Here is a 22,006-nt window from a genome sequence, read left to right as displayed (position 1 = left end):
ACGGCACTGGACAAACACCTGAAAACGCGTGCAGATGCAGATCATGACCTTGCACACCCGATACCCAGCCCTCGGCGATCTGCGCGCCCGTGCGCAGTCTCGCATTCCGCGTTTCGTCTGGGAGTATCTCGACAGCGGCACGGGGGCCGAGGCCACGAAGGCACGCAACCGGATCATGCTGGACCGGGTACAGCTGTCGCCGTCGATCCTGCATGGCGAGTTTGATGCGGATATCTCGGCGACGCTGCTGGGGCAGACGCATGCTCTGCCCGTCGGGATCGCACCGGTGGGCATGTCGGGATTGATCTGGCCCGACGCCGAGCGGCGTCTGGCGCGCGCAGCCACAGCCGCGGGCATTCCCTACGCGCTGTCGACCGTGGCGAGCCAAACGCCCGAGGACGTGGCCCCGCATATGGGCGGCGAGGGCTGGTTCCAGATGTACCCGCCCCGAGATCCCGAGATCCGCAGCGACATGTTGCGGCGGGCGCGCGACGCAGGGTTCCGCGTTCTGGTGCTGACCGTCGATGTTCCCGTGGGCAGCCGCCGCGAAAGACAGGCGCGGTCGGGGCTGACGCAACCTCCGCGACTGACCCCGCGGCTTATGGCGCAGGTGGCACGGTGCCCGGCTTGGGCCGCGGGCATGGCGCGGCTGGGACTGCCGCGCATGCGGCTGATCGACGACTATGCCGGCAAGACCAGCGGCATGCCGTCGAACAAGCACGCGGGTTACTTGCTGCGCACCTCGCCGGACTGGGAGTATCTGCGCTGGCTGCGCGACGCGTGGGACGGGCCGCTGGTGGTCAAGGGCGTGTTGCGCGGCGATGATGCCGCCATGCTGGAGCAGGCGGGCGTCGATGCGATCTGGGCGTCGAACCACGCCGGGCGGCAGTTCGACGCCGCCCCCGCCACGGTCGAGGCCCTGCCCGCAATACGCGACGCCACCACGCTGCCGCTGATCATGGATGGCGGGATCGAGGGGGGCCTCGACATCCTGCGCGCCATCGCGCTTGGCGCGGATTTCGTGATGATGGGGCGCGGGTGGCATTTCGCGCTCGGGGCGCTTGGGGATGCCGGCCCCGCGCATCTGGCCGATATCCTGGCCGAGGATCTGCGCGCCAACATGGGGCAGCTTGGCACCCGCAAGCTGACCGATGTGCGCGCCCGGCTGATCCCGGACGGGTAGTCCGCCCCACCCGGCACGGCAGCAAATTCGCCCCACGGGCGAATACCGGGAATGCCGGATTGCGCAAACGGGTTGCAAATCCTAGAAAGGTGGGACTGCGGCAGCGCAGCATGGCCGTCGCAACACCACGAAACGGACCACCCGGGGGACAGGCATGGCCGAGTTCAAGAAGATCCTGATCGCCAATCGCGGCGAGATCGCCATCCGCGTGATGCGCGCCGCCAACGAGCTGGGCAAACGCACCGTCGCCATCTTCGCCGAAGAGGACAAGCTGAGCCTGCACCGGTTCAAGGCCGACGAGGCCTACCGCATCGGTGACGGAATGGGGCCTGTCGCCGCCTATCTCAGCATCGACGAGATCATCCGCGTGGCGCGCGAATGCGGCGCGGACGCGATCCATCCCGGCTATGGCCTGCTGAGCGAGAACCCCGATTTCGTCGATGCCTGCGACGCCGCCGGGATCACCTTCATCGGACCGCGCGCCGAGACGATGCGCGCGCTTGGCGACAAGGCCAGCGCGCGGCGCGTTGCCATAGAGGCCGGCGTGCCGGTCATCCCCGCGACCGAGGTGCTGGGCGATGACATGACCGCCATCCGCAAGGCGGCTGGCGAGATCGGCTATCCGCTGATGCTGAAGGCGTCATGGGGCGGCGGCGGGCGCGGCATGCGCCCCATCGAGAACGAGGACGAGCTGGAGGAAAAGGTCCAAGAGGGCCGGCGCGAGGCCGAGAGCGCCTTTGGCAACGGCGAGGGCTATCTTGAAAAGATGATCCTGCGCGCCCGCCACGTCGAGGTTCAGATCCTCGGCGACAAGCACGGCAACATGTATCACCTGTTCGAGCGGGACTGCTCGGTGCAGCGGCGCAACCAGAAGGTCGTGGAACGCGCCCCCGCCCCCTACCTGTCGGACGCGCAGCGCGAGGACCTGTGTCAGCTTGGCCACCGGATCTGCAAGCATGTGAATTACGAATGCGCCGGCACCGTCGAATTCCTGATGGACATGGACACCGGCGATTTCTTCTTCATCGAGGTCAATCCCCGCGTACAGGTCGAACATACCGTGACCGAAGAGGTCACCGGCATCGACATCGTTCAGGCGCAGATCAAGATCGCCGAGGGAAAAACGCTGATCGACGCGACCGGCAAGGCCAGCCAATTCGACATCACGCTCAACGGCCATGCCCTGCAGACGCGGATCACCACCGAGGACCCGCTCAACAACTTCATCCCGGATTACGGCCGCATCACCGCCTACCGGTCGGCAACGGGCATGGGCATCCGTCTTGATGGCGGGACGGCCTATTCGGGCGGGGTCATCACCCGCTACTATGACAGCCTGCTGACCAAGGTCACCGCCTGGGCGCCGACGCCCGAGGCCGCCATCGCGCGGATGGACCGCGCGCTGCGCGAGTTCCGGATCCGCGGCGTCAGCACCAATATCGCCTTTGTCGAGAACCTGCTGAAGCACCCGACATTCCTCAACAACGAATACACCACCAAGTTCATCGACACCACGCCCGAGCTTTTCAAGTTCTCGAAGCGGCGCGACCGGGGCACCAAGGTGCTGACCTATATCGCCGACATAACGGTGAACGGGCACCCCGAAACCACCGGACGGGCCAAGCCGGCCGATCTCAAACTGCCGCGCCCGCCCGCGCTGCAGGGCGATCCGGCCCCCGGCAGCAAGACGCTGCTGGACGACAAGGGACCAAAGGCGGTCGCGGACTGGATGCTGGCGCAGGACAAGCTGCTGCTGACCGACACCACGATGCGCGACGGGCACCAGTCGCTGCTGGCCACGCGGATGCGGTCGATCGACATGGTGCGCGCCGCGCCCGCCTATGCCGCCAACCTGCCCGGTCTGTTCAGCGTGGAATGCTGGGGGGGTGCAACCTTCGACGTGGCCTACCGGTTCCTGCAGGAATGCCCGTGGCAACGCCTGCGCGACCTGCGTGCCGCGATGCCCAACCTGCTGACGCAGATGCTGCTGCGCGCCTCTAACGGGGTGGGCTACACCAACTACCCCGACAACGTGGTGCAGGAATTCGTGCGACAGGCCGCCGAGACCGGGGTGGACGTGTTCCGCGTCTTCGACAGCCTCAACTGGGTCGAGAACATGCGCGTGGCCATGGATGCGGTGATAGACTCGGGCAAGATCTGCGAAGGCACGATCTGCTATACCGGCGATATCCTCGACCCCGACCGCGCCAAGTACGACCTGAAATACTATGTCGGCATGGCGCGCGAATTGCAGGATGCCGGCGCGCATGTGCTGGGCCTCAAGGACATGGCCGGGCTGCTCAAGCCGGCCTCGGCCAGCGTCCTCGTGAAGGCGCTCAAGGACGAGCTGGACATCCCCGTGCATTTCCACACCCACGACACCTCGGGCATTGCCGGCGGGTCGATCCTCGCCGCGGCCGAGGCGGGTGTCGACGCGGTCGACGCGGCGATGGACGCATTTTCGGGCGGCACGTCGCAGCCCTGCCTTGGGTCGATCGTCACGGCGCTACAGAACACGCCCCGCGACACCCGCCTGCCGATCGAGCGGATCCGCGAATTGTCCAACTACTGGGAACAGGTCCGCGCGCAATACGTGGCCTTCGAGGCCGGGCTGCAAACCCCCGCATCCGAGGTCTACCTGCACGAAATGCCCGGCGGGCAGTTCACCAACCTCAAGGCGCAGGCCCGCAGCCTGGGCCTTGAGGACAAGTGGCCCGAGATCGCCCGCACCTATGCGGAAGTGAACCAGATGTTCGGCGACATCGTGAAGGTCACGCCAAGCTCGAAGGTCGTGGGCGACATGGCGCTGATGATGGTCAGCCAGGGCCTGACGCGCGCGGATGTCGAAGACCCGGAAACGGATATGGCCTTTCCCGATTCGGTGATCGACATGATGCGCGGCAATCTCGGCCAGCCACCGGGCGGCTTTCCGCAAGGCATCGTCAAGAAGGTGCTCAAGGACGAGAAGCCGAACACCGAGCGTCCGGGAAAACATCTCGACCCCGTCGATATCGAGGCGACGCACAAGGACCTCATCGCGCAGGTCGAGGGAGCCTCCATCGACCGCGAGGATCTCAACAGCTACCTGATGTATCCCAAGGTCTTCCTCGACTACATGGGACGTCACAGGCAGTACGGCCCGGTCCGCACACTGCCGACGCGGTGCTTCTTCTACGGGATGGAACCAGGCGAGGAGATCAGCGTCGAGATCGACCCCGGCAAGATCCTTGAAATCCGGCTGCAGGCCGTGGGCGAGACCAACGAGGAAGGCGACGTCAAGGTCTTCTTCGAACTCAACGGCCAGCCCCGCGTGACCCGAGTGCCCAACCGTCTGGTAAAGTCACAGACCGCCACACGCCCCAAGGCCGAGCAAGGCAACCCCGATCATATCGGCGCGCCGATGCCCGGCGTGGTGGCAAGCGTCGCGGTGCAGGCGGGTCAGAAGGTGCGCAAGGATGACATGCTGCTGACCATCGAGGCGATGAAGATGGAGACAGGCATCTACACCGAACGCGACGCGGTGGTGAAGGCCGTGCATGTCCAGCCCGGCGGACAGATCGACGCCAAGGATCTGCTGATCGAGCTGGAATAGGCGCGACCGTGCCGCGTCCGAAAGGGTGTCAACGCCCGCCTTCGTGTCGAAACTGCACGCCGAGGCCCGCCCTATCGCGGCCGAATAAGGAAAACCGCGCGTGGTATCCCTTTACTACCCGCGCCTGGCGCCCGCAGGTACCCGTTTCGGGCCAATTGCAACGTTCTGGAGGGACTGATGGCCAAAGCCATTCACAGCATGATCCGCGTTCTCGACGAGACGCGATCGACAGATTTCTACAAGCGCGCGTTCGGGCTCGACATCGCCGACAGGCTCGATTTCGAGAACTTCACACTTGTCTACCTGTCCAACAGCGAAAGCCCGTTCGAGGTCGAACTGACCGTCAACAAGGGCCGCACCGAACCCTACGATCTGGGTGACGGATACGGCCACCTCGCCGTGCTGGTCGAGGATCTAGAAAGCGAGCATGCCCGGTTCGAGGCGGAAGGCCTGAATCCCCGCAAGATCGTGGAGTTCGCCCCCGACGGCAAGCTTGTCGGCAAGTTCTTCTTCGTCGCCGATCCGGATGGCTACGAGATCGAGGTGCTGGAACGCGGCGGGCGCTTCAAATGACGGGATAGGCATGGGCGCGACCGGGAAGGGTCGCGCCTTTTTTCCCGGAACAAGAGACGATCTCGCCAACCTGCCCTCGTGGATCGTCAAGGCCGTCGACGGCACCACGAATTACGGCCCGGTACAGCGGACCAACCCGCCTGACAGGCGCTATTCGGCGTGGGTCAGACGCGCAGACATGGGCCGGAACCGGCGGCGCCGCGCGCAGGCGAATCGGGTGACCAGCACATTGGTCACGCCGAACAGCACGCTGAACGCCACGAGCGACGCCCACGCGGCGCGCGCATCCCCGGCCAGAAGCACCCCGGCAACCACCGGCATCACGATCATCGGGGCCAGACACAGCGTCGCGAGCGGGTTTGACAATCTACGGCGGGCACCGCCCAGAAACACGATCTCGATGCACCGGCGGAGTTTCTGGTGCAGATGCATGCGGTCCGGCTCGAAGACCGGTGCACGGCGCGCCAGCCTGCGCGTGATCGAGTGAAACGTGTCGGCGAACGGCCAGAACAGGATCAGCAGCAACGCGGGAATCGCGATATCCGGTACCCGCCAGGCCAGCAGGATCCCGATCCAGATCAGCACATGCCCGACCCCGTAAGATCCCGCGTCACCCATGAACACCGTCCCGAACGGCCAGTTGAGCACCAGGAACCCGACCATGGCAGCCCCCAGGACAGCGGCTACAAGGGCAAGGTCGCGATCCCCCGCGTCCTGCGCCAGCAGCATCAGCCCGACGGCGGCCGCCAGAATCACGGTCGTTGCCAGCCCATGCATCCCGTCCACGAGATTGGTCGAATGACAGAATCCACCGGACAGCGCGACAGTCAGCAGAACCGCCGCAGGCGCGAAGGCCATCACCTGATCCAGCCCCGGCAGGTCCGCCCGCGTCACCCAGACCCCAAGCAAAAGGACCGCGAGACCGGCCGACACCGCCGCCGCCAGCAGCCGGCGCAAGGGCGGGACGCAGAATCCCAGATCCTCGCCAAGACCGGCCAGAAAGGCCGGTCCGGCGGACAGGATCAAAAGTAAGGGCAGGGCTGCATTCTGCCAGTCGGCAAGGGCCGCACCCGCCAGCAGACCGGCGAAGATCGCCACGCCGCCCAACCTCAGCGGATCGCCCACATGCGACGCCTGAACGGCCCGTGCATCATCGCGCGCGCGCATAAGTCGAGACAACGGACGACGTCCAAGGATGATCAGCAGACCCGAAACCAGCGTGACCAGGGCACAGGCCAGCACAAGCATCCCGAAATCGGCGGGCCTGTCGGCGGCAAAAGGGATCAGGGAAGGAACGGGCAGCATGACGAAATTCTCTTGGTATGAGTGCCGGGAACAGCCTCGCAGCACACAAGGCCCACTGTGCGTAGCCCTATGTGCACCGCACCGGGTTTTCAAAACCTTTCGCGAACAATCGCAAAAATGCGGCGAAACGGCAACGCTACCGACGCGCGGCGCGCCATCACTGCCGGGCGGCGGTGTACAAGGCCTTGGCCTGCGCCGCATGGCACAGTATAGAGCGGACATATCCGAACGGAGGCCCGATGCGCAGCGCCACGATCACCCGTAAAACCGCCGAGACCGACATCACCGTCGAACTGTGTCTCGACGGCACAGGGACCTACGACAACGTCACAGGTGTCGGCTTTTTCGATCACATGCTGGACCAGCTTGCGCGCCATGCGCTGATCGACATGACCGTCCGCTGCACCGGCGACACGCATATCGACGATCACCACACCGTCGAGGATGTCGGCATCGCTCTGGGTCAGGCGCTGCGCGAGGCGCTTGGCGACAAGCGGGGCATCCGCCGCTATGCGTCATGCCTGCTGCCGATGGATGACGCGCTGGTGCGGGCCGCACTCGATCTTTCGGGGCGGCCCTATCTTGTCTGGGCCGTGGATCTGCCGACGCCGAAGATCGGGACATTCGACACCGAGCTGATCCGGGAGTTCTTTCAGGCGTTCAGCAGCCATGGCGGCATTACCCTGCATGTCGAGGCATTGTCGGGCCTGAACAGCCACCACATCGCCGAAGCCGCCTTCAAGGCTGTGGCGCGCGCCCTGCGCGAGGCGGTGGAACGCGATCCGCGCAAATCCGATGCGATCCCGTCGACCAAGGGCAGTCTCTAGGCACATCCCGCACACTGGAACCCGGTTTTTCGAAACAGGATGTGCGACAAAGGACAGACAGCCATGACAACCGTCATCGTCGATTACGAAAGCGGCAACCTGCATTCGGCCGAGAAGGCCTTTCAGCGCATGGCGCAGGAGGCGGACGCCGGCAAGGTCGTCGTCACGTCCGATCCTGACGCCATCCGCCGCGCCGATCGCATCGTCCTGCCCGGCGACGGGGCCTTTCCCGCCTGCCGCACCGAGCTTTACGACCATCGCGGCGTCTTCGACGCGATCGAAGAGGCCGTGCTCGGCTCTGGCCGGCCCTTCATGGGCATTTGCATCGGCATGCAGATGTTGGCGACCCGCGGCATGGAATACACCGAGACGCCCGGCTTTGACTGGATCGGCGGAACGGTCACGCATATCCAGCCATCCGATCCCACGCTCAAGGTGCCGCATATGGGGTGGAACGATCTGGTGATCGACGTTCCGCATCCGGTACTGGACGGGATCGCAACCGGCGATCACGCCTATTTCGTCCACTCCTACCACTTCCGCGTGAACGACCCGGCGCATCTTCTGGCACATGCCGACTATGGCGAGCGGGTCACGGCGGTGGTGGGGCGCGACACGATCGTCGGCACCCAGTTTCATCCCGAGAAAAGCCAGCACACCGGGCTGCGGATGATTGCCAATTTCCTGACCTGGCGGCCCTGAACCACCGGCGGTCCCGTACGCTCAGCGGGCCCACAGGCGTGGTTCCGCCATTTCGATCGAATTCCCCGCAGGATCACGGAAATAGATCGAACGCGCGCCGTTGGGCCAGAAAAAGTCGGCCTCGACTCCCACACCTGCCGCGCGCAGTCGCGCGCACCAGTCATCAAGCGCCGATCCATCGACGGCGAAACAGAAATGTCCCGGCCCCTCGGCGCCATGCGGCGGCACGGGCAGGTCGGGATTGTCAGGCATCTTGCAGGTTTCCGCCGGGTTGAAGATCAATAGCACGCCCTCCCCCACGCGGTAGAAAACGTGCCTGTCCGCGACGCGGACGATGCGCTCCAGACCCAGCAAATCGCCATAAAATCGCTCGGCCGCATCCAGATCGCCAGCATAGAGCGCGGCCTCGAGTATTGCCTGGGGTCGGATCGCGTCAGGCAGGGCTTTGTCGGTCATGCCTGTATCGTACCGCAAAGCGCGCGTCGCGCAACACATGCACGACCCCCTATTAGACGCGGTTTATTCGACCCGCGCCCACATCTGGCTTTGACACAGCGGCCCGACGCAACCGCTGACCTTCAGCCGGTCCTTGCCCTTGAGATCCATACGGGCGGCGTATTCGCGATCATGCGCCGGGACCCAGGCCCGTCCACGATACTCTCCATCGCCGGTCGGGGTGACGTCCCAGAACACGCGCTTGCCGACATTTTCGGTGGTGATGCGCTGGCCCTCGGAATCGTAGGTGCGCACGATTTCGCCACAAAGCGCCTTGTCACACCGTGTCACCTCGACATGCGCGACCTGGCCTTTCTTGTCCGCCTCGGTTTGCCACGTGCCAAGGGCGGGTTCCGCGCTGACGACGGTGCCAAACGTCGTGAAAATGCCCATCAGTGCTGTCAGAAACATAGAACGCATCGCGGTTGCTCCTCTCATGAGAAAATTCGCTTTGCGTCCAAGATAAGCGTTCATCGTGCCATGATCATGGGGGTGGTGCCCGCTTGCGCGGATTTCAGCGCACGGCCCGTGTCATCTGATCTTCTTCCAACGTCCGCCATCCCGGCAGATGCCGAAAACACACCCGCTGACATCAAGCCGGTCCCCGTCGAGTTGCAGCCGCGCATTGTAGGTCTTGTCGCGGTCGGGGCTGTAGATCTTGCCCCGGTATGCGCCATCGCCGGTCGGCACGGTATCCGAGATGATGTTGCGGCCGACATGCGTGCTCTCGATCTCCTGGCCCGCGGCATTGTAGGATTTGACCAGTTCACCACACAGCGCGTCACCGCATGGCGTGACCTCGATCAGCCCGGAATCGCCGTTATCGTCCTTGGCCGTCTACCACAGCCCGACAAGCGGTTCCGCCATGGACATGCCCGCCCACAGGCCAAACGCCATCGTCGTCATCGCAAGATATCGCATCATGTTGTCCTCCCTGGGGCGATAGGGTGCCGTACCGTCACGTTTCGGATCAAGTCTGACGTCGGGTCGCGTTGCATTTCTATTGGGCACATGCCAAACGACGCCTGTCTCAACCAGAAAAGCGCCCGGCCATGATCCTTTATCCTGCCATCGACCTCAAGGACGGCAAGGCCGTGCGGCTGTTGCGTGGCGACATGGCCAAGGCAACGGTGTTCAACGACGACCCCGCGGCGCAGGCGCGCGCCTTCGTGGATGCGGGCTGCGAGTGGCTGCATCTGGTGGATCTGAACGGCGCCTTCGCGGGCCAGCCGGTCAACGGCGCCCCGGTCGAGGCAATCCTGAACGAATGCGACGTGCCCGCGCAACTGGGCGGTGGCATCCGCGACATGGCGACCATCGAGACGTGGCTGTCAAAAGGGCTTGCCCGCGTGATCCTCGGCACCGTGGCGGTCGAGAACCCGGCGCTTGTCCGCGAGGCGGCGCGCACCTTCCCCGGACAGATCGCTGTTGGCATCGACGCGCGGGACGGTCTGGTCGCGACCAAGGGCTGGGCCGAGGCGACCGATGTGGACGCGACCGAGCTTGCAAAATCCTTCGAGGACGCGGGCGTGGCCGCGATCATCTATACCGACATCAACCGCGACGGCGCGATGCAGGGCCCCAATATCGACGCCACGGCGGCGCTGGCGCGCGCCGTGAGCATCCCCGTGATCGCCTCGGGCGGGGTATCATCGCTGAACGACCTGATCGCCCTGCGCGATTGCGGGGCGCACCTGAACGGGGCGATCTCGGGACGCGCGCTTTACGACGGGGCGCTCGACCTGCGACAGGCGCTTGCCGCGCTCGCAGGTTAAGCGCGGCCTGCCTCAGTTACCGGCGGCCTTGGCCGTCAGCTTGCCAAGCGCGCCGGACATCATCTTGATGTACTCCGCGTCATCGTCGATATCGAGATCGTCGAACATCTCCTCGGGATCCTGATAGGCCAGCCATGTCTGTCCGTCGCTGTCCTCGTAGACCAGCACCTTCATCGGCAGAAACAGCCCCGCGCGGGGGTCGTCCTGCATGGCGCGGCTGCCGATCTTCGGGTTGCCGAAGATCAACACCTGCGTCGGGCCAAGATCCATGTCCACCGATGCCGCACCTTCGGCATGATCGACACGGGCAAAGACACTCGCCCCGGCCCCGGTCACCGCGGCCTCGAGGCGGTCCATGGTGGTGGCCACGTCGGACGACGATTCGACCATCATCAGGTCGTCATTGCTGGCAAGCGCGGGTAGTCCCGCCAAACAGATCGCCACGACGGCAAGCAAACGTATCATATCGGACTCCTTGAGTTTCGAGACAGATTATGTCGGCATCCTCTGGCATCTTGGGCGCTTTGCCCATAAACAATGACGTGACTTCGATATATTAGCGATAACATGCTCAAAACCCGTATCATTCCCTGTCTGGACGTCGCCGATGGCCGCGTGGTCAAGGGTGTGAATTTCGTCGATCTTCGCGATGCGGGCGATCCCGTGGACGCCGCCCGCGCCTATGACGCGGCCGGCGCGGACGAGCTCTGCTTTCTCGACATCAACGCCACGCATGAAAATCGCGGCACCATGTTCGACGTGGTCCGCCGCACGGCCGAGGCCTGCTACATCCCGCTGACCGTGGGTGGCGGCGTGCGCACGGCAGAGGACGTGCGCGCCCTGCTGCTGGCCGGCGCGGACAAGGTCAGCTTCAATTCCGCCGCCGTGGCCGATCCGGATGTGGTGGCGCGCGCCGCCGACCGTTTCGGCAGCCAGTGCATTGTCGTCGCCATAGACGCCAAGACCACCGGTCCGGGGAAGTGGGAGATCTTCACCCATGGCGGGCGCAAGCCGACGGGCATCGACGCCGTGGCATTTGCGCGGACCGTGGCGGCGAAAGGTGCGGGCGAGATCCTGCTGACCTCGATGGACCGCGACGGGACAAAGGCCGGGTTCAACATCGCCCTGACCCGCGCCATCGCCGACGCGGTGGAGGTGCCGGTGATCGCATCGGGTGGCGTCGGCACGCTGGACCATCTGGTCGAAGGGGTGATCGAGGGGCACGCCTCGGCGGTGCTGGCCGCGTCGATCTTTCATTACGGCACCTATTCCATTCAAGAGGCCAAAAACCATATGGCCCTTGCAGGTATTCCCGTAAGGCTCGCTGCATGACACTCGACGATCTCGCCCGCACCATCCAAGCCCGCGCCAACGCCGATCCATCCCAAAGCTGGACGGCCAAACTGCTGGCCAAAGGCCCCGAGAAATGCGCCGAGAAATTCGGCGAGGAAGCGGTCGAAGCGATCATCGAGGCGGTAAAGGGTGACCGCGCCCGCCTTACATCAGAGGCCGCCGATGTCCTGTTTCACCTGCTGGTGATGCTGCAATCGCGCGATGTGGCCCTGGCCGACGTGATGGCCGAACTGTCCGACCGGCAGGCACGATCAGGCCTGTCCGAAAAAGCGTCGCGCGAGAAAGAGTAACCCATGATCCGGCATATCGTCTTTTTCTCAGCGGCTGATCCGCAAGATATCGAGCGCGTCCGAGAGGGCCTGATGATGCTGGCCGAGATCCCGCATTCCAGCCATTTCGAGGTGGGTCACAACCTGCAAAGCGATGCCATCCCCGGCAATCGTGTCGATCTGGTGGTATACGGCGAATTTGCCGACGAGGCGGCGCTCGCCGCCTACAAGGCCCATCCCATCTATGCTGAATGCATTGCCCGCGTACGCCCCATGCGCGAATTGCGAATCGCCGCCGATTTCAAATCCGGATGAGGCCAGGCCGGAATTTTTCGGAAATTCCGGACCGGAAAATGTTCAATTTTCCGGTGGCGCGCCGCCCCCAAGGACCTTTTCCGCCGCACTGGCCACGCGCAACAGCCGTTCCTCCTGGAAGGCCGCGCCGCACAGCATGATCCCGCAACTGGGTGTGCCGGTGGGCAGCGTCACCGCGCTAAGCCCCATCAGGTTGCCCACCCGCGTGTTGCGCAGCGTCAGCAGGTTTTCGGTGACGTAATAGGCGTCATCCTCCATCAGGCGGTCATGATCGGGGGGCATGTTGGGGGCCGTGGGCATCAGCACCGCGTCATACCCTGCCACGCGCGCCCGCCAGTCCGCGCGCAGGCCCTCCAGTTTTTGCCAGGCCGACACATAATCGGCTGCCGAGACGGACTGGCCTCCACGGAATCGTTCGAGGATCGGGGGGAACATCTTTTCCGGAGACGCCTCGATGACATCGCGCCACAGGCCATATGCCTCGCCAGTGAACAAGGTGGGCGACAGCGGCAACGCCTCGGCCACTTCCGGGGCATCGATCTCGATGATCGTCGCACCGGCCTCCCGCAGCCGGGCGACAGCGGCGGCATAGCCTGCCTCGGGTTGGGCGCGGATGTCATCCATGACGCCGGTGCGCAGGGCGGCAAATCGCATGCCTTTCAGGGACGAGCCGCGCAGATCGGCAGGCTTGCCCCCCTCCAGCGCCGCGAGCATCAGGGCGGCATCCTCGACCGACCGTGCCAGCGGCCCCACCGTGTCGAATCGCAGGCAAAGCGGCACGACACCCGACAGCGACACCCGCCCCGTGGTGGTCTTGAGCCCGACGAGATCGTTCCAGGCGGCGGGGATCCGCACCGATCCACCGGTGTCAGAGCCGATTCCGCACGCGGCAAGACCGAACGCCACACTGGCCGCGGCCCCCGACGAGGACCCGCCCGGCACCGCATCGGCGTCGTTCACGCAGGGCGGCGTCGCCGTGACCGGATTGAGCCCGAGCCCGGAAAATGCCAGTTCGCTCATGTGCGTCTTGCCGAGGCAGACAAGCCCCGCCGCCGTCGCGTTGCGCAGGACCTCTGCATCGCGGTCCGGCACGCGGCCTTTCAACAGCGCCGATCCCGCCTCTGTCACGATGCCCGCGCTGTCATAAAGGTCTTTCCAGCTGATTGGCACACCATCAAGCGGGCCACGCCTCTGCCCCGCCCGTGCGCGCGCGGCAGAGGCCGCCGCCTCGGCGCGGGCACGATCTTCGGTCACCACGCTGTAGATCCGGTCGCGCAGGGGATGCGCCGCAATCGCGGCGAGGTAGGTGTCGCACAGCGCCTCGGGGTCGATATCGCCGCGCGCGTTGCCGCGTCCCAGATCGCCTGCGGTCATGTCCAACCAACCCTGCATCGCGCCGCTCCCTGCTTTTTCGATCCTCCCATTGCTAGCGGCAGAGCGGCGCATGGACAATCCCGCTTGAACTGACATATTGGAAGACATGAGGCATGACAGCGATATCCTGATTGTCGGCGGTGGCCTGAACGGTCCGCTTCTCGCGCTCGCGGCGGCACGATCCGGGCTGTCCAGTACGGTGATCGACGCCCTGCCCGACGCCACGCGGACGGATTCGGGCTTTAACGGAAAGTCCTATGCACTCGCTTTGTCATCCGTGCGGATGCTGCAAAACCTCGGTATCTGGGACAGGGTGTCGGCGAACGCGCAGCCGATGCTGGACATCAAGGTGTCCGACGGGCGCGCAGGCGAAGGCCCGGCGCCGTTCTTCATGCATTTCGATCATGCCGAGATCGAGGACGGGCCGATGGGCCACATGCTCGAGGATCGCTTTCTGCGCCGCGCCCTGATCGCGGCGATGGACGAGGTCCCGCAGATCACGCAAACCTCCGGCGACAGCGTCGTCGCGCAAAACGTGGACAGGACCGGCGTCACCGTCACGCTTGCCTCGGGGCAGTCCCTGCACGGTCGGCTGCTTGTCGGGGCCGACGGGCGCGGTTCCGGAACAGCGTCGCGCGCGGGGATCCGGCGCACCGGCTGGAGGTACGGCCAGACCGCGCTTGTCGCGGCGATCGAGCACGAATTGCCGCATAACGGCACGGCACACCAATTCTTCATGCCCACGGGTCCGCTGGCGATCCTGCCACTGCCCGGCAATGTCAGCTCCATCGTCTGGAGCGAGACGGACACGACCGCCGCGCAGTTCGCCGCACTGTCGGACACGGATTTCATCGAGGTGCTGCGCCCGCGCTTCGGTGATTTCCGGGGCGAGATCGCGCTGCGAGGCGCTCGTTACACCTATCCGCTGAGCCTGAGCATCGCCAACAGCTTCGTGTCAGATCGCCTTGCCCTCATCGGTGACGCGGCGCACGGGGTGCATCCGATCGCCGGACAAGGGCTGAATGCCGGGCTGCGCGACGTTGCCGCCCTTGCGCAGGTGCTGCATGAGGCAGGGCATCGCGGCGAGGATATTGCGGCGGCGGACGTTCTTGCCCGCTATCAGCAGTGGCGGCGCTTCGATACCGCGACCCTCGCTTTGACGACGGACATGGCCAATCGCCTGTTTTCAAACGACAATCCGCTGCTGCGCGTGGCGCGTGAACTGGGCATGGGGGCAATCGGCCACATGCCGGCCCTGCGGCGCGGTTTCATCCGCGAGGCGGCGGGCCTGACCGGGGATCTTCCGGCGCTGATGCGCTCGTAGCACGCGGGCATGCCGGGCTACAGGGTGTAGCGCAGGAACCGGATCATCGTGTCGCCATAGCGCCGCTCTTCGATTAGCTGCACACCGTCTGGCGGCAGAACCCCTGCGCTTTCCTCCCAGAGGATCAAGGCATCTGCGGCGATCCACCCGCTTTCCAGCATCGCGGCAAGCGCCTTTTCCCCCAAACCCTTGCCATAGGGCGGGTCGAGAAAGACAAGATCATGCGGCCATTCAGGACATACACCGGGCCGGCGCGCATCAGACGACATGAGGCGGACATGCGGCTCTGCGCGACAAATCTCGATATTCCGGCGCAACAGCGACTGCGCGGTGCGCTCGCTTTCAACAAAGGTGACGGACGCCGCGCCGCGCGACAGCGCCTCTAGCCCAAGCGCACCGGTGCCGGCAAAGACATCTAGAACCCGCGCCCCGGTGACCGGATCGTCATATGCCCCTGCCAGTACATTGAACAGGCTTTCGCGCACGCGATCCGAGGTGGGCCGAAGATGGGCCGCCGCATCGCCCTTGCCCAACCCGGCCAGCGCGCGCCCGCGATTCGTGCCCCCGATGATCCTCATGGCGCAAGAAGAGATTTCAGATCGGCCGCCGCATCTGCCACGACGTCCGGATCGGCGGTTTTCCCGGCCTCGATCAGGCGCTTGCCAACCATGTAGGCGCGGGGATCGTTCATGGCGTCGACCGCCAGCAACCTGTCCTCCTTGAAATACCAGAATGAGACAGCGGCCCCCGCCTCACGGGTGACGACCCGGTCGTAGCCGGTATTCAGGCCGGCGATCTGCAATTTCACATCATACTGGTCGGACCAGAACCAGGGCCTTGGCACATAGGGCGTCCCGGCGCCCATGATGTTGCCCGCCACGCATTCCGCCATGTCGATGGCATTGGGCACGCTTTCAAGGCGCAGCCGCGCACCGTCATGCGGAAACGAGGCGCAATCGCCAACCGCCCAGATCGCCGGATCCGACGTGCGCCCCTGCGCATCCACGGCAACGCCATTGTCGATATCGAGACCGGCCGCCTCCGCCAGCCTCGTATCCGGCACGATGCCAACACCGACGATGACCATGTCGACCGCGATCTCGGTGCCATCGTCGAGCCGGGCCGCCCGCACCCGACCGTCACCCGACAGACGGTCCAGGCCCACGCCCTCGCGCAGATCGACGCCATGGCGGACGTGAAGGTCACGAAAATACGCCGAGGTTTCCGGCGCAGCGACCCTTTGAAGAATACGTTCTGCCATCTCGACCAATGTCACCGTCATGCCGCGTGCCGCCGCCACCGCAGCGGCCTCCAGCCCGATATAGCCACCGCCCACGATCAGGACCCGTGCCCCCGGGACGAACCCCGGCCGAATCTCGTCGACATCCGCAAGCGTGCGAACCACATGCACGCCGTCCAGGTCGCCCCCGACCGCGGGTGGCAGACGGCGGGGTATCGATCCGGTCGCCAACACGAGATGTTCGTAGGGCAGACGCGCGGCACCCAGCATGACCAAGCGCGCCACGGGGTCTATCCCGGTGACGGGCGCTCCGAGGCGCAGATCGACATCGGTATCGGAATAAAAGCTTTCCGGCCGCAGGTAGAGCCGCTCTGCCGGCATGTCGCCCAGCAGGTATTTCTTCGAAAGTGGCGGTCGCTGATAGGGCGGCACGGGTTCGTCCCCGATCAGTGTGATGGCACCCCGATACCCGTCGCCCCGCAGTTTCGACACCAAGGATGCCCCCGCCTGGCCCGCGCCTATCACCACAACACCTGTCATCCCGCTCTCCCGATTTTATCGTGGCCACGCATCGTGCATGCGATTATACCCAAGCCCACGAACCGTCCACCTGAATGACAAGGAGCGACCATGACTCTTTCCACCGGCGACAACCTGCCCGAGGCCACCCTGCTGCGCCTTGGCGATAACGGCCCCGAAGAGGTATCGTTGAGCGACAAGACCAAAGGCCGGAAAGTGGTGATCTTCGCCGTGCCCGGTGCGTTCACCCCGACCTGCCATTCGTCCCATGTCCCCAGCTTCGTGCGCACCAAGTCCGACTTCGACGCGAAGGGCATCGACGAGGTCATCTGCGTCAGCGTCAACGACCCGTTCGTGATCGGCGCCTGGGACGAGGCCACCGGCGCCGGCACGGCGGGGATAACCATGCTCTGCGATCCGCAAAGCACGTTCACCAAGGCCATTGGCATGGATTTCGACGCCCCGCCCGCCGGCCTGATCGGGCGGTCCAAGCGCTACGCGATGATCGTCGATGACGGCACGGTCAAGGTGATCCATGTCGAGGACAGCCCCGGCACATGCGAGGTATCGGCCGGTGAGTCGCTTCTGGCGGAACTCTGATCCGCGGACCTCGGTGCGAGGGGCCAGCCCCTCGCGCTCCCCGGGGTATTTGTACCAAGAAGAAAGACCGTTTGATTTCTTCTTGGCCAAAATACCCGAATCCGGGGCTGTCAGCCCGCAAGCCCGTCGAACTTGCGCGCCAGCTTGACGTCCAGCGAGCTGAGACCCCCGACATCATGCGTACTGAGCGTGATTTCGACGCGGTTGTAGACATTGAACCATTCCGGATGGTGGTTCCATTTCTCGGCCCAGATCGCGGCGCGGGTCATGAAGCCGAAGGCCTCGGTGAAATCCCCGAACTTGAACGACTTCTGGATCGCATCACGCCCCTCGACCATGGACCAGCCGTTTTCGAGCAGCGGCTGCAAGGTCGTCTCGCGGGCGGTATCGCTGAGTTTCTCGGTCATTGATGATCCTCCATCTGGGATTTTCGGAACGGCCCGTAGCCGGTGAGGATTTCGATATCCTCGTTCACGGCGGCACGCTCGGCCTCTAGGTACCGGGCGACGGCTTCGGCAAAGCCCGGATCGCGCAGCCAGTGCAGCGAATGCGTGGGCACCGGCAGGTATCCGCGGGCCAGCTTGTGCTCGCCTTGAGCGCCAGCCTCTACCCTGGCGAGGCCATGATCAATGGCGAATTCCATCGCCTGATAATAACAGAGTTCGAAATGCAGGCAGGGGTGATCCTCGACGCAGCCCCAGTAGCGGCCGTACAAGGCCTGTGCGCCGATCATGTTCATCGCCCCGGCCACCGGGTGGCCATCGCGCAAGGCAAGCACCAGCAGGATATCGTCGCGCAGATGCGCGTGCGCCTCGTCGAAAAACGCGCGGGTCAGGTAGGGCGTGCCCCATTTGCGTGCCCCGGTATCCTGGTAGAAGGTCCAGACCGCATCCCAGTGCTCGGGGCGGATCGCATCGCCGGAAAGCGCCACGATCTCGCCGCCGAATTCCTGCGCGCGGGCGCGTTCCTTGCGTATGGTCTTGCGCTTGCGCGACGACAGATCGGCAAGAAACGCGTCGAAATCCGCGTAGTCCCGGTTGTGCCAGTGATATTGCTGCGTGCGTCGCGGCATGAGGCCAAGCGCGCTGCCCGCCTCGCATTCCGCCTCGGTGCAGAAGGTCAGGTGCAGCGATGAGATTCCGTTGCGTTCGGCCACCTCTGTGGCGCCCTGCACGAGGGCGGCGCGGCCCGCCTCCTCGAACCCCGGACGGGTGAGGAAACGCCTGCCGGTGACGGGGGTGAACGGCACGGCCACCTGGAATTTCGGGTAATACCGCCCGCCCGCCCGCTCGTAGGCATGCGCCCAGTTGTGGTCGAAGATGTATTCGCCCTGGCTGTGAGACTTGAGGTAAAGCGGCGCGCAGGCGATCACCTCGCCGGCGAGTTCAGCGGTCATGTAATGCGGATGCCAGCCGGTGCCGGTGCCGACGGACCTGCTGTCCTCCAGCGCCTTGAGGAAGCGGTGCGTCGTGAACGGGTCCTCGGGACGCCCGCCGATGGCCTCTTCGGGGCAGGCACAGGCGTCCCAGACCGGGGCCGGAATATCGGCGATCCGTTCGTGCAGGCTGATCTTGATCTCGTTGCCATCCATCGCGTCGGTCCCGTTTGCCCATTCTTCACGTGGGCCGTCCGCACGCGGGATCAAGCCGGGATCTCGGGCAAATACCCCTCGAAGGTGATATTGTCAGCCACTGCGCGGGCCATTTTTTCATCCGCCGCAGAGCGTATGGTCCAGCTGAGGATCATGGCCCCGTCGGCGCGCAGCGCAGCGATCCGGGGGATATGCAGATCGCGGAACTGGTGGCTGACGAACTGCGCGCCGCTGGTCTCGTAGTCCGGGATGCCCCGCAGCCGTGCCCGGGTCTCGGGCGTCAGATGCGGCCAGTGCTTGGCGCTGAAATCACAGGTCACGATCCCGCGCGGAACGTCCGGGGCAAGGTTCGCCATGCGCGTGACCATCGAGGGATTGAACGACATCACCGCGACCGGCCCGGCATAGCCGTCGAGCGCGCGTGCGGTCGCTTCTTCGAGTGCGCCGCCTGCGTCGCCCATCTGCCCGTGCTGGTCCTTGAGCTCCACCAGCAGCGGAACGCGCCCCGCGACGAGCGCCAGTATCTCGGGCAGGTCGGGAATACCCTCGTCCCCGCCGGCAAGCGGAATCGTCGCAAGCTCTGCCGCATCGCGCTGCCGGACGGGGCCCGTTTCCCCGGTCAGACGCGACAGGTCGTAATCATGAAACACCATGGGGTGCGCATCGCGGCTGAGTTGCAGATCAATCTCGATCCCGTAGCCCGCCGCGATGGCCGCGCGCAATCCGGCGCGCGAATTCTCGGGGCGTCCGTGGGTGACATCATGCAGGCCGCGATGCGCCAGCGGCACGCGGCGAAATTCGTCGGAGAGGCAGGTCATCTGATCTGGAACACCCCGTCGATCTCGACCGCGACGCCGAAGGGCAAAGAGGGGGCGGACACGGCGGCACGGGCATGCTTGCCGGCCTCGCCAAGGGCCTCGCCGATGAAATCCGACGCGCCGTTGATGACCTGTGGCTGCTGGGTGAAATCCGGGGTCGAGTTGACGAACCCGGTCAGTTTGACAACCCGCACCATCCGGTCGAGATCACCGTCGCAGGCTGCCTTGACCTGCGCCAGAAGCGCGATCGCGCACACTTTCGCGGCGGCGGCACCCGCCGCGACGTCCATGTCATCCCCCAGCTTGCCAGTCAGCAGTGTATCGCCATCCTTGGCGATCTGACCGGACACGTAGAGCATGTCCCCCGCCCTGACATAGGGCACGTAATTGGCAGCCGGGGCCGGCGCGTCGGGCAGGGTGACACCCATCTGGGCAAGTGTCGTCTCGAATTGGCTCATGGTGATCCCTTTCGCGGTACATTTGCCGGGACGCTACCGGCTGGCACGCGCGAAGGAAATCGAAAATCGTCGATACCGGCAATGCCCGGACGCCGAAGGTGCGACTGCGCTACAAGAAAGGTGTCCCTGGTCAGGCGTTGGCTCCATGCCCCTTGGTGGCCTGTTGCGCCGGGTGTCGTGACTTGTCGCCATCATGCCACATGGTTGTGACAGCCTTGGTCACGGGACTGGGTTTTGTCGCATGATCGTGTATGTCATCGTAGTTCTCTCAAAAACGCGGATGGTCAAGTGTTGCAAAAGATGCCTTATTTCTTTCGTCGTCTTGCGCGGATCACCGCGCCGGCGCTCGTCCTTTTGCTGGCAGCCTGCGCCGGTCAAGAGCCGCAGGCATCGCGCGGCACCTTCGATCCCTACGAACAGCAAAACAGGGCGGTGCACGACTTCAATCGCGACCTTGACCGCGCGCTCGTTCGTCCGCTTGCCAAGGGCTATGATGCCGCGATCCCGGACGATATCGAGACTGCCCTAGTGCGCGTTTCCACGAACGTCTCGTTGCCAAGCGACATCGTCAACAGCGCGCTTCAGCTCAACATGCGCGGCGCGATACAGGACACCGCGCGACTGTTCGTGAACACCACCGTGGGTCTGGGCGGGCTGTTCGATCCCGCAACCGAGATGGGGATGCCGCCGGGCACGGACACCGATTTCGGCGAGACTCTGCATGTCTGGGGGGCCGGGGAAGGCCCCTATATCGCGTTGCCGCTGCTCGGGCCGTCGACACAACGCGACACATACGGTCTTTTCGTGGATCTTTTCACCGATCCGCTGACCTACATCCGCGGGACCTCCGAGATCGCGATCCTGAGCGGGGCGGCCGTTGTCGAAGGCCTGTCGCAGCGCAGCAAGTTTTCGGGCACGATCGACCAGATCCTGTATGAAAGCGCCGACAGTTACGCGCAGGTCCGCTCCATCTACCTGCAACAACGCCGATTCGAACTGGGCGGATCCACAGGCGCGGCCTATGATGATCCATATGCAAACGGCCCCGCAACCGCCGTCATGGAGGATCCCTATGATCAGTAACACATCCCGCCGCCAGTTCGTGGTGTCGGCGCTTGCCGTGACCGGCGCCGCGGTGATGCCCGTGCGCGCATGGGCGCTGACCGAAGCGCGCGCCCGATCCCTGATCGACCAGGTGGTGACCGACATCAACCGGGCGATCGCGTCCAGCGGTTCGGAGTCGGCCATGATCCGGGAATTCGAACGGATCTTCAGTCGCTACGCGGATGTGAACATCATCGCCCGCTCTACGCTCGGGGCGGATGCGCGCCGCGCGTCGGCGGCACAATTGCGCGCCTTCACGGACGCCTTTCGCGGCTATGTCGCACGCAAATACGGCAAACGCTTCGATGAATTCCGGGGCGGTCGGATCGAGGTCAACGGCGTGCGCGAGGTCAAGTCCTGGCACGAGGTGAGGTCCACGGCCTACCTGCCCGGCCAGGCCCCGTTCGGGGTAAGCTTCCTGGTCTCGGACCGATCGGGACAGGACCGGTTCTTTGACATGGTGATCGAAGGCATCAGCCTGCGGCTGAGCGAACGGACCGAGATCGGTGCGATGCTGGACCGTCGCAGCGGGGATATTGATGCGCTGATCCGCGACCTCCGCAGCGCGGGCTAAGCCGGGCAGGCACGA

General features: G+C 64.8%; 24 protein-coding genes and 1 pseudogene. 13 read left to right on the top strand and 12 right to left on the bottom strand.

What is annotated here, in order from left to right; translation table 11 throughout:
- The first annotated feature begins 34 nt into the window (after positions 1-34).
- From ACROSR_RS04540 to ACROSR_RS04530, 3 genes are all read left to right on the top strand, one after another.
- Positions 35-1,183, top strand: coding sequence for an alpha-hydroxy acid oxidase (locus tag ACROSR_RS04540; protein WP_432682587.1), 1,149 nt, complete (start codon positions 35-37; stop codon positions 1,181-1,183).
- 154 nt (positions 1,184-1,337) lie between these two features.
- Complete coding sequence (locus ACROSR_RS04535; RefSeq protein WP_432682586.1) at positions 1,338-4,775, top strand: pyruvate carboxylase; 3,438 nt, start codon at positions 1,338-1,340, stop codon at positions 4,773-4,775.
- Between the two features lie 177 nt (positions 4,776-4,952).
- The gene (locus ACROSR_RS04530; RefSeq protein ID WP_432682585.1) at positions 4,953-5,348 is read left to right on the top strand and encodes a VOC family protein; all 396 of its coding nucleotides are present in this window, start codon (positions 4,953-4,955) and stop codon (positions 5,346-5,348) included.
- A 150-nt stretch (positions 5,349-5,498) separates the two neighbouring features.
- Here the strand turns inward: ACROSR_RS04530 and ACROSR_RS04525 are convergent, their stop codons facing one another.
- Positions 5,499-6,653, bottom strand: coding sequence for an MraY family glycosyltransferase (locus tag ACROSR_RS04525; protein ID WP_432682584.1), 1,155 nt, complete (start codon positions 6,651-6,653; stop codon positions 5,499-5,501).
- A gap of 239 nt (positions 6,654-6,892) precedes the next feature.
- On the opposite strand from ACROSR_RS04525, the gene hisB reads away from it, so the two are divergent.
- Both hisB and hisH read left to right on the top strand, forming a co-directional pair.
- Positions 6,893-7,480: an imidazoleglycerol-phosphate dehydratase HisB gene (gene hisB, locus ACROSR_RS04520; protein WP_432682583.1), complete on the top strand. Its 588-nt coding sequence runs from the start codon at positions 6,893-6,895 to the stop codon at positions 7,478-7,480.
- A 63-nt stretch (positions 7,481-7,543) separates the two neighbouring features.
- Positions 7,544-8,182 (top strand): imidazole glycerol phosphate synthase subunit HisH, encoded by a 639-nt coding sequence (gene hisH, locus ACROSR_RS04515; protein ID WP_432682582.1) that lies wholly within the window; start codon positions 7,544-7,546, stop codon positions 8,180-8,182.
- Positions 8,183-8,203: 21 nt separating this feature from the next.
- On the opposite strand, the gene ACROSR_RS04510 is transcribed toward hisH, so the two are convergent.
- The 3 genes and pseudogenes from ACROSR_RS04510 to ACROSR_RS04500 form a co-directional block, all read right to left on the bottom strand.
- Positions 8,204-8,638, bottom strand: coding sequence for a VOC family protein (locus tag ACROSR_RS04510; protein WP_432682581.1), 435 nt, complete (start codon positions 8,636-8,638; stop codon positions 8,204-8,206).
- Positions 8,639-8,701: 63 nt separating this feature from the next.
- Positions 8,702-9,097, bottom strand: coding sequence for a DUF2147 domain-containing protein (locus ACROSR_RS04505; RefSeq protein WP_432682580.1), 396 nt, complete (start codon positions 9,095-9,097; stop codon positions 8,702-8,704).
- 111 nt (positions 9,098-9,208) lie between these two features.
- Positions 9,209-9,490 (bottom strand): annotated as a pseudogene (locus tag ACROSR_RS04500) (DUF2147 domain-containing protein); the annotation flags it as partial.
- A 239-nt stretch (positions 9,491-9,729) separates the two neighbouring features.
- Here ACROSR_RS04500 and hisA point away from each other — a divergent pair.
- Positions 9,730-10,452 carry a 1-(5-phosphoribosyl)-5-[(5-phosphoribosylamino)methylideneamino]imidazole-4-carboxamide isomerase gene (gene hisA, locus ACROSR_RS04495; RefSeq protein WP_432682579.1) on the top strand — a complete coding sequence of 241 codons (723 nt, stop codon included), beginning with the start codon at positions 9,730-9,732 and terminating at the stop codon, positions 10,450-10,452.
- A 12-nt stretch (positions 10,453-10,464) separates the two neighbouring features.
- On the opposite strand, the gene ACROSR_RS04490 is transcribed toward hisA, so the two are convergent.
- Positions 10,465-10,917, bottom strand: a complete 453-nt coding sequence (locus ACROSR_RS04490) for a DUF302 domain-containing protein (protein WP_432682578.1) — start codon at positions 10,915-10,917, stop codon at positions 10,465-10,467.
- 102 nt (positions 10,918-11,019) lie between these two features.
- On the opposite strand from ACROSR_RS04490, the gene hisF reads away from it, so the two are divergent.
- The 3 genes from hisF to ACROSR_RS04475 are packed head-to-tail and all read left to right on the top strand — an operon-like array spanning position 11,020 to position 12,389.
- Positions 11,020-11,784, top strand: coding sequence for an imidazole glycerol phosphate synthase subunit HisF (gene hisF / locus ACROSR_RS04485; protein WP_432682577.1), 765 nt, complete (start codon positions 11,020-11,022; stop codon positions 11,782-11,784).
- Entirely contained in the window at positions 11,781-12,095 is a 315-nt protein-coding gene (locus ACROSR_RS04480; RefSeq protein ID WP_432682576.1) for a phosphoribosyl-ATP diphosphatase, read from the top strand. Before hisF ends, ACROSR_RS04480 begins: the two co-directional genes overlap by 4 nt.
- A 3-nt stretch (positions 12,096-12,098) precedes the next feature.
- The gene (locus ACROSR_RS04475; RefSeq protein ID WP_432682575.1) at positions 12,099-12,389 is read left to right on the top strand and encodes a Dabb family protein; all 291 of its coding nucleotides are present in this window, start codon (positions 12,099-12,101) and stop codon (positions 12,387-12,389) included.
- Between the two features lie 42 nt (positions 12,390-12,431).
- Here the strand turns inward: ACROSR_RS04475 and ACROSR_RS04470 are convergent, their stop codons facing one another.
- Entirely contained in the window at positions 12,432-13,781 is a 1,350-nt protein-coding gene (locus ACROSR_RS04470; RefSeq protein WP_432682574.1) for an amidase, read from the bottom strand.
- 88 nt (positions 13,782-13,869) lie between these two features.
- On the opposite strand from ACROSR_RS04470, the gene ACROSR_RS04465 reads away from it, so the two are divergent.
- Positions 13,870-15,087, top strand: coding sequence for a UbiH/UbiF/VisC/COQ6 family ubiquinone biosynthesis hydroxylase (locus tag ACROSR_RS04465; protein WP_432682573.1), 1,218 nt, complete (start codon positions 13,870-13,872; stop codon positions 15,085-15,087).
- A gap of 17 nt (positions 15,088-15,104) precedes the next feature.
- On the opposite strand, the gene rsmD is transcribed toward ACROSR_RS04465, so the two are convergent.
- Both rsmD and ACROSR_RS04455 read right to left on the bottom strand, forming a co-directional pair.
- Positions 15,105-15,665 (bottom strand): 16S rRNA (guanine(966)-N(2))-methyltransferase RsmD, encoded by a 561-nt coding sequence (rsmD, locus tag ACROSR_RS04460; protein ID WP_432682572.1) that lies wholly within the window; start codon positions 15,663-15,665, stop codon positions 15,105-15,107.
- Positions 15,662-16,867, bottom strand: a complete 1,206-nt coding sequence (locus ACROSR_RS04455; protein WP_432682571.1) for an NAD(P)/FAD-dependent oxidoreductase — start codon at positions 16,865-16,867, stop codon at positions 15,662-15,664. Before ACROSR_RS04455 ends, rsmD begins: the two co-directional genes overlap by 4 nt.
- Positions 16,868-16,957: 90 nt before the next feature.
- Between ACROSR_RS04455 and ACROSR_RS04450 the strand changes: the two genes are divergently transcribed.
- Positions 16,958-17,446: a peroxiredoxin gene (locus ACROSR_RS04450; protein ID WP_432682570.1), complete on the top strand. Its 489-nt coding sequence runs from the start codon at positions 16,958-16,960 to the stop codon at positions 17,444-17,446.
- A 110-nt stretch (positions 17,447-17,556) separates the two neighbouring features.
- Here ACROSR_RS04450 and ACROSR_RS04445 read toward each other — a convergent pair whose 3' ends face one another.
- Genes ACROSR_RS04445 through ACROSR_RS04430 form a run of 4 tightly spaced genes read right to left on the bottom strand, consistent with a single transcriptional unit; the run spans position 17,557 to position 20,313 of the window.
- Positions 17,557-17,853 (bottom strand): 4a-hydroxytetrahydrobiopterin dehydratase, encoded by a 297-nt coding sequence (locus ACROSR_RS04445; protein ID WP_432682569.1) that lies wholly within the window; start codon positions 17,851-17,853, stop codon positions 17,557-17,559.
- Positions 17,850-19,037 carry a GNAT family N-acetyltransferase gene (locus ACROSR_RS04440; RefSeq protein ID WP_432682568.1) on the bottom strand — a complete coding sequence of 396 codons (1,188 nt, stop codon included), beginning with the start codon at positions 19,035-19,037 and terminating at the stop codon, positions 17,850-17,852. The genes ACROSR_RS04445 and ACROSR_RS04440 overlap by 4 nt, the downstream gene beginning before the upstream one ends.
- 50 nt (positions 19,038-19,087) lie before the next feature.
- Positions 19,088-19,855: a glycerophosphodiester phosphodiesterase family protein gene (locus ACROSR_RS04435; protein WP_432682567.1), complete on the bottom strand. Its 768-nt coding sequence runs from the start codon at positions 19,853-19,855 to the stop codon at positions 19,088-19,090.
- Positions 19,852-20,313 carry a RidA family protein gene (locus ACROSR_RS04430; protein ID WP_432682566.1) on the bottom strand — a complete coding sequence of 154 codons (462 nt, stop codon included), beginning with the start codon at positions 20,311-20,313 and terminating at the stop codon, positions 19,852-19,854. The genes ACROSR_RS04435 and ACROSR_RS04430 overlap by 4 nt, the downstream gene beginning before the upstream one ends.
- Before the next feature lie 300 nt (positions 20,314-20,613).
- Between ACROSR_RS04430 and ACROSR_RS04425 the strand changes: the two genes are divergently transcribed.
- Together ACROSR_RS04425 and ACROSR_RS04420 are read left to right on the top strand one after the other, a co-directional pair.
- Positions 20,614-21,396, top strand: a complete 783-nt coding sequence (locus ACROSR_RS04425) for an MlaA family lipoprotein (RefSeq protein ID WP_432682693.1) — start codon at positions 20,614-20,616, stop codon at positions 21,394-21,396.
- Positions 21,386-21,991, top strand: a complete 606-nt coding sequence (locus ACROSR_RS04420) for an MlaC/ttg2D family ABC transporter substrate-binding protein (protein WP_432682565.1) — start codon at positions 21,386-21,388, stop codon at positions 21,989-21,991. The genes ACROSR_RS04425 and ACROSR_RS04420 overlap by 11 nt, the downstream gene beginning before the upstream one ends.
- Positions 21,992-22,006: the final 15 nt, after the last annotated feature.

This window comes from Roseovarius tibetensis, from assembly GCF_050896375.1.
Lineage (GTDB): Bacteria > Pseudomonadota > Alphaproteobacteria > Rhodobacterales > Rhodobacteraceae > Roseovarius > Roseovarius tibetensis.
The sequence above is the reverse complement of the archived record's forward strand: the minus strand, read 5'-3'. Positions and strand labels throughout refer to the sequence as shown.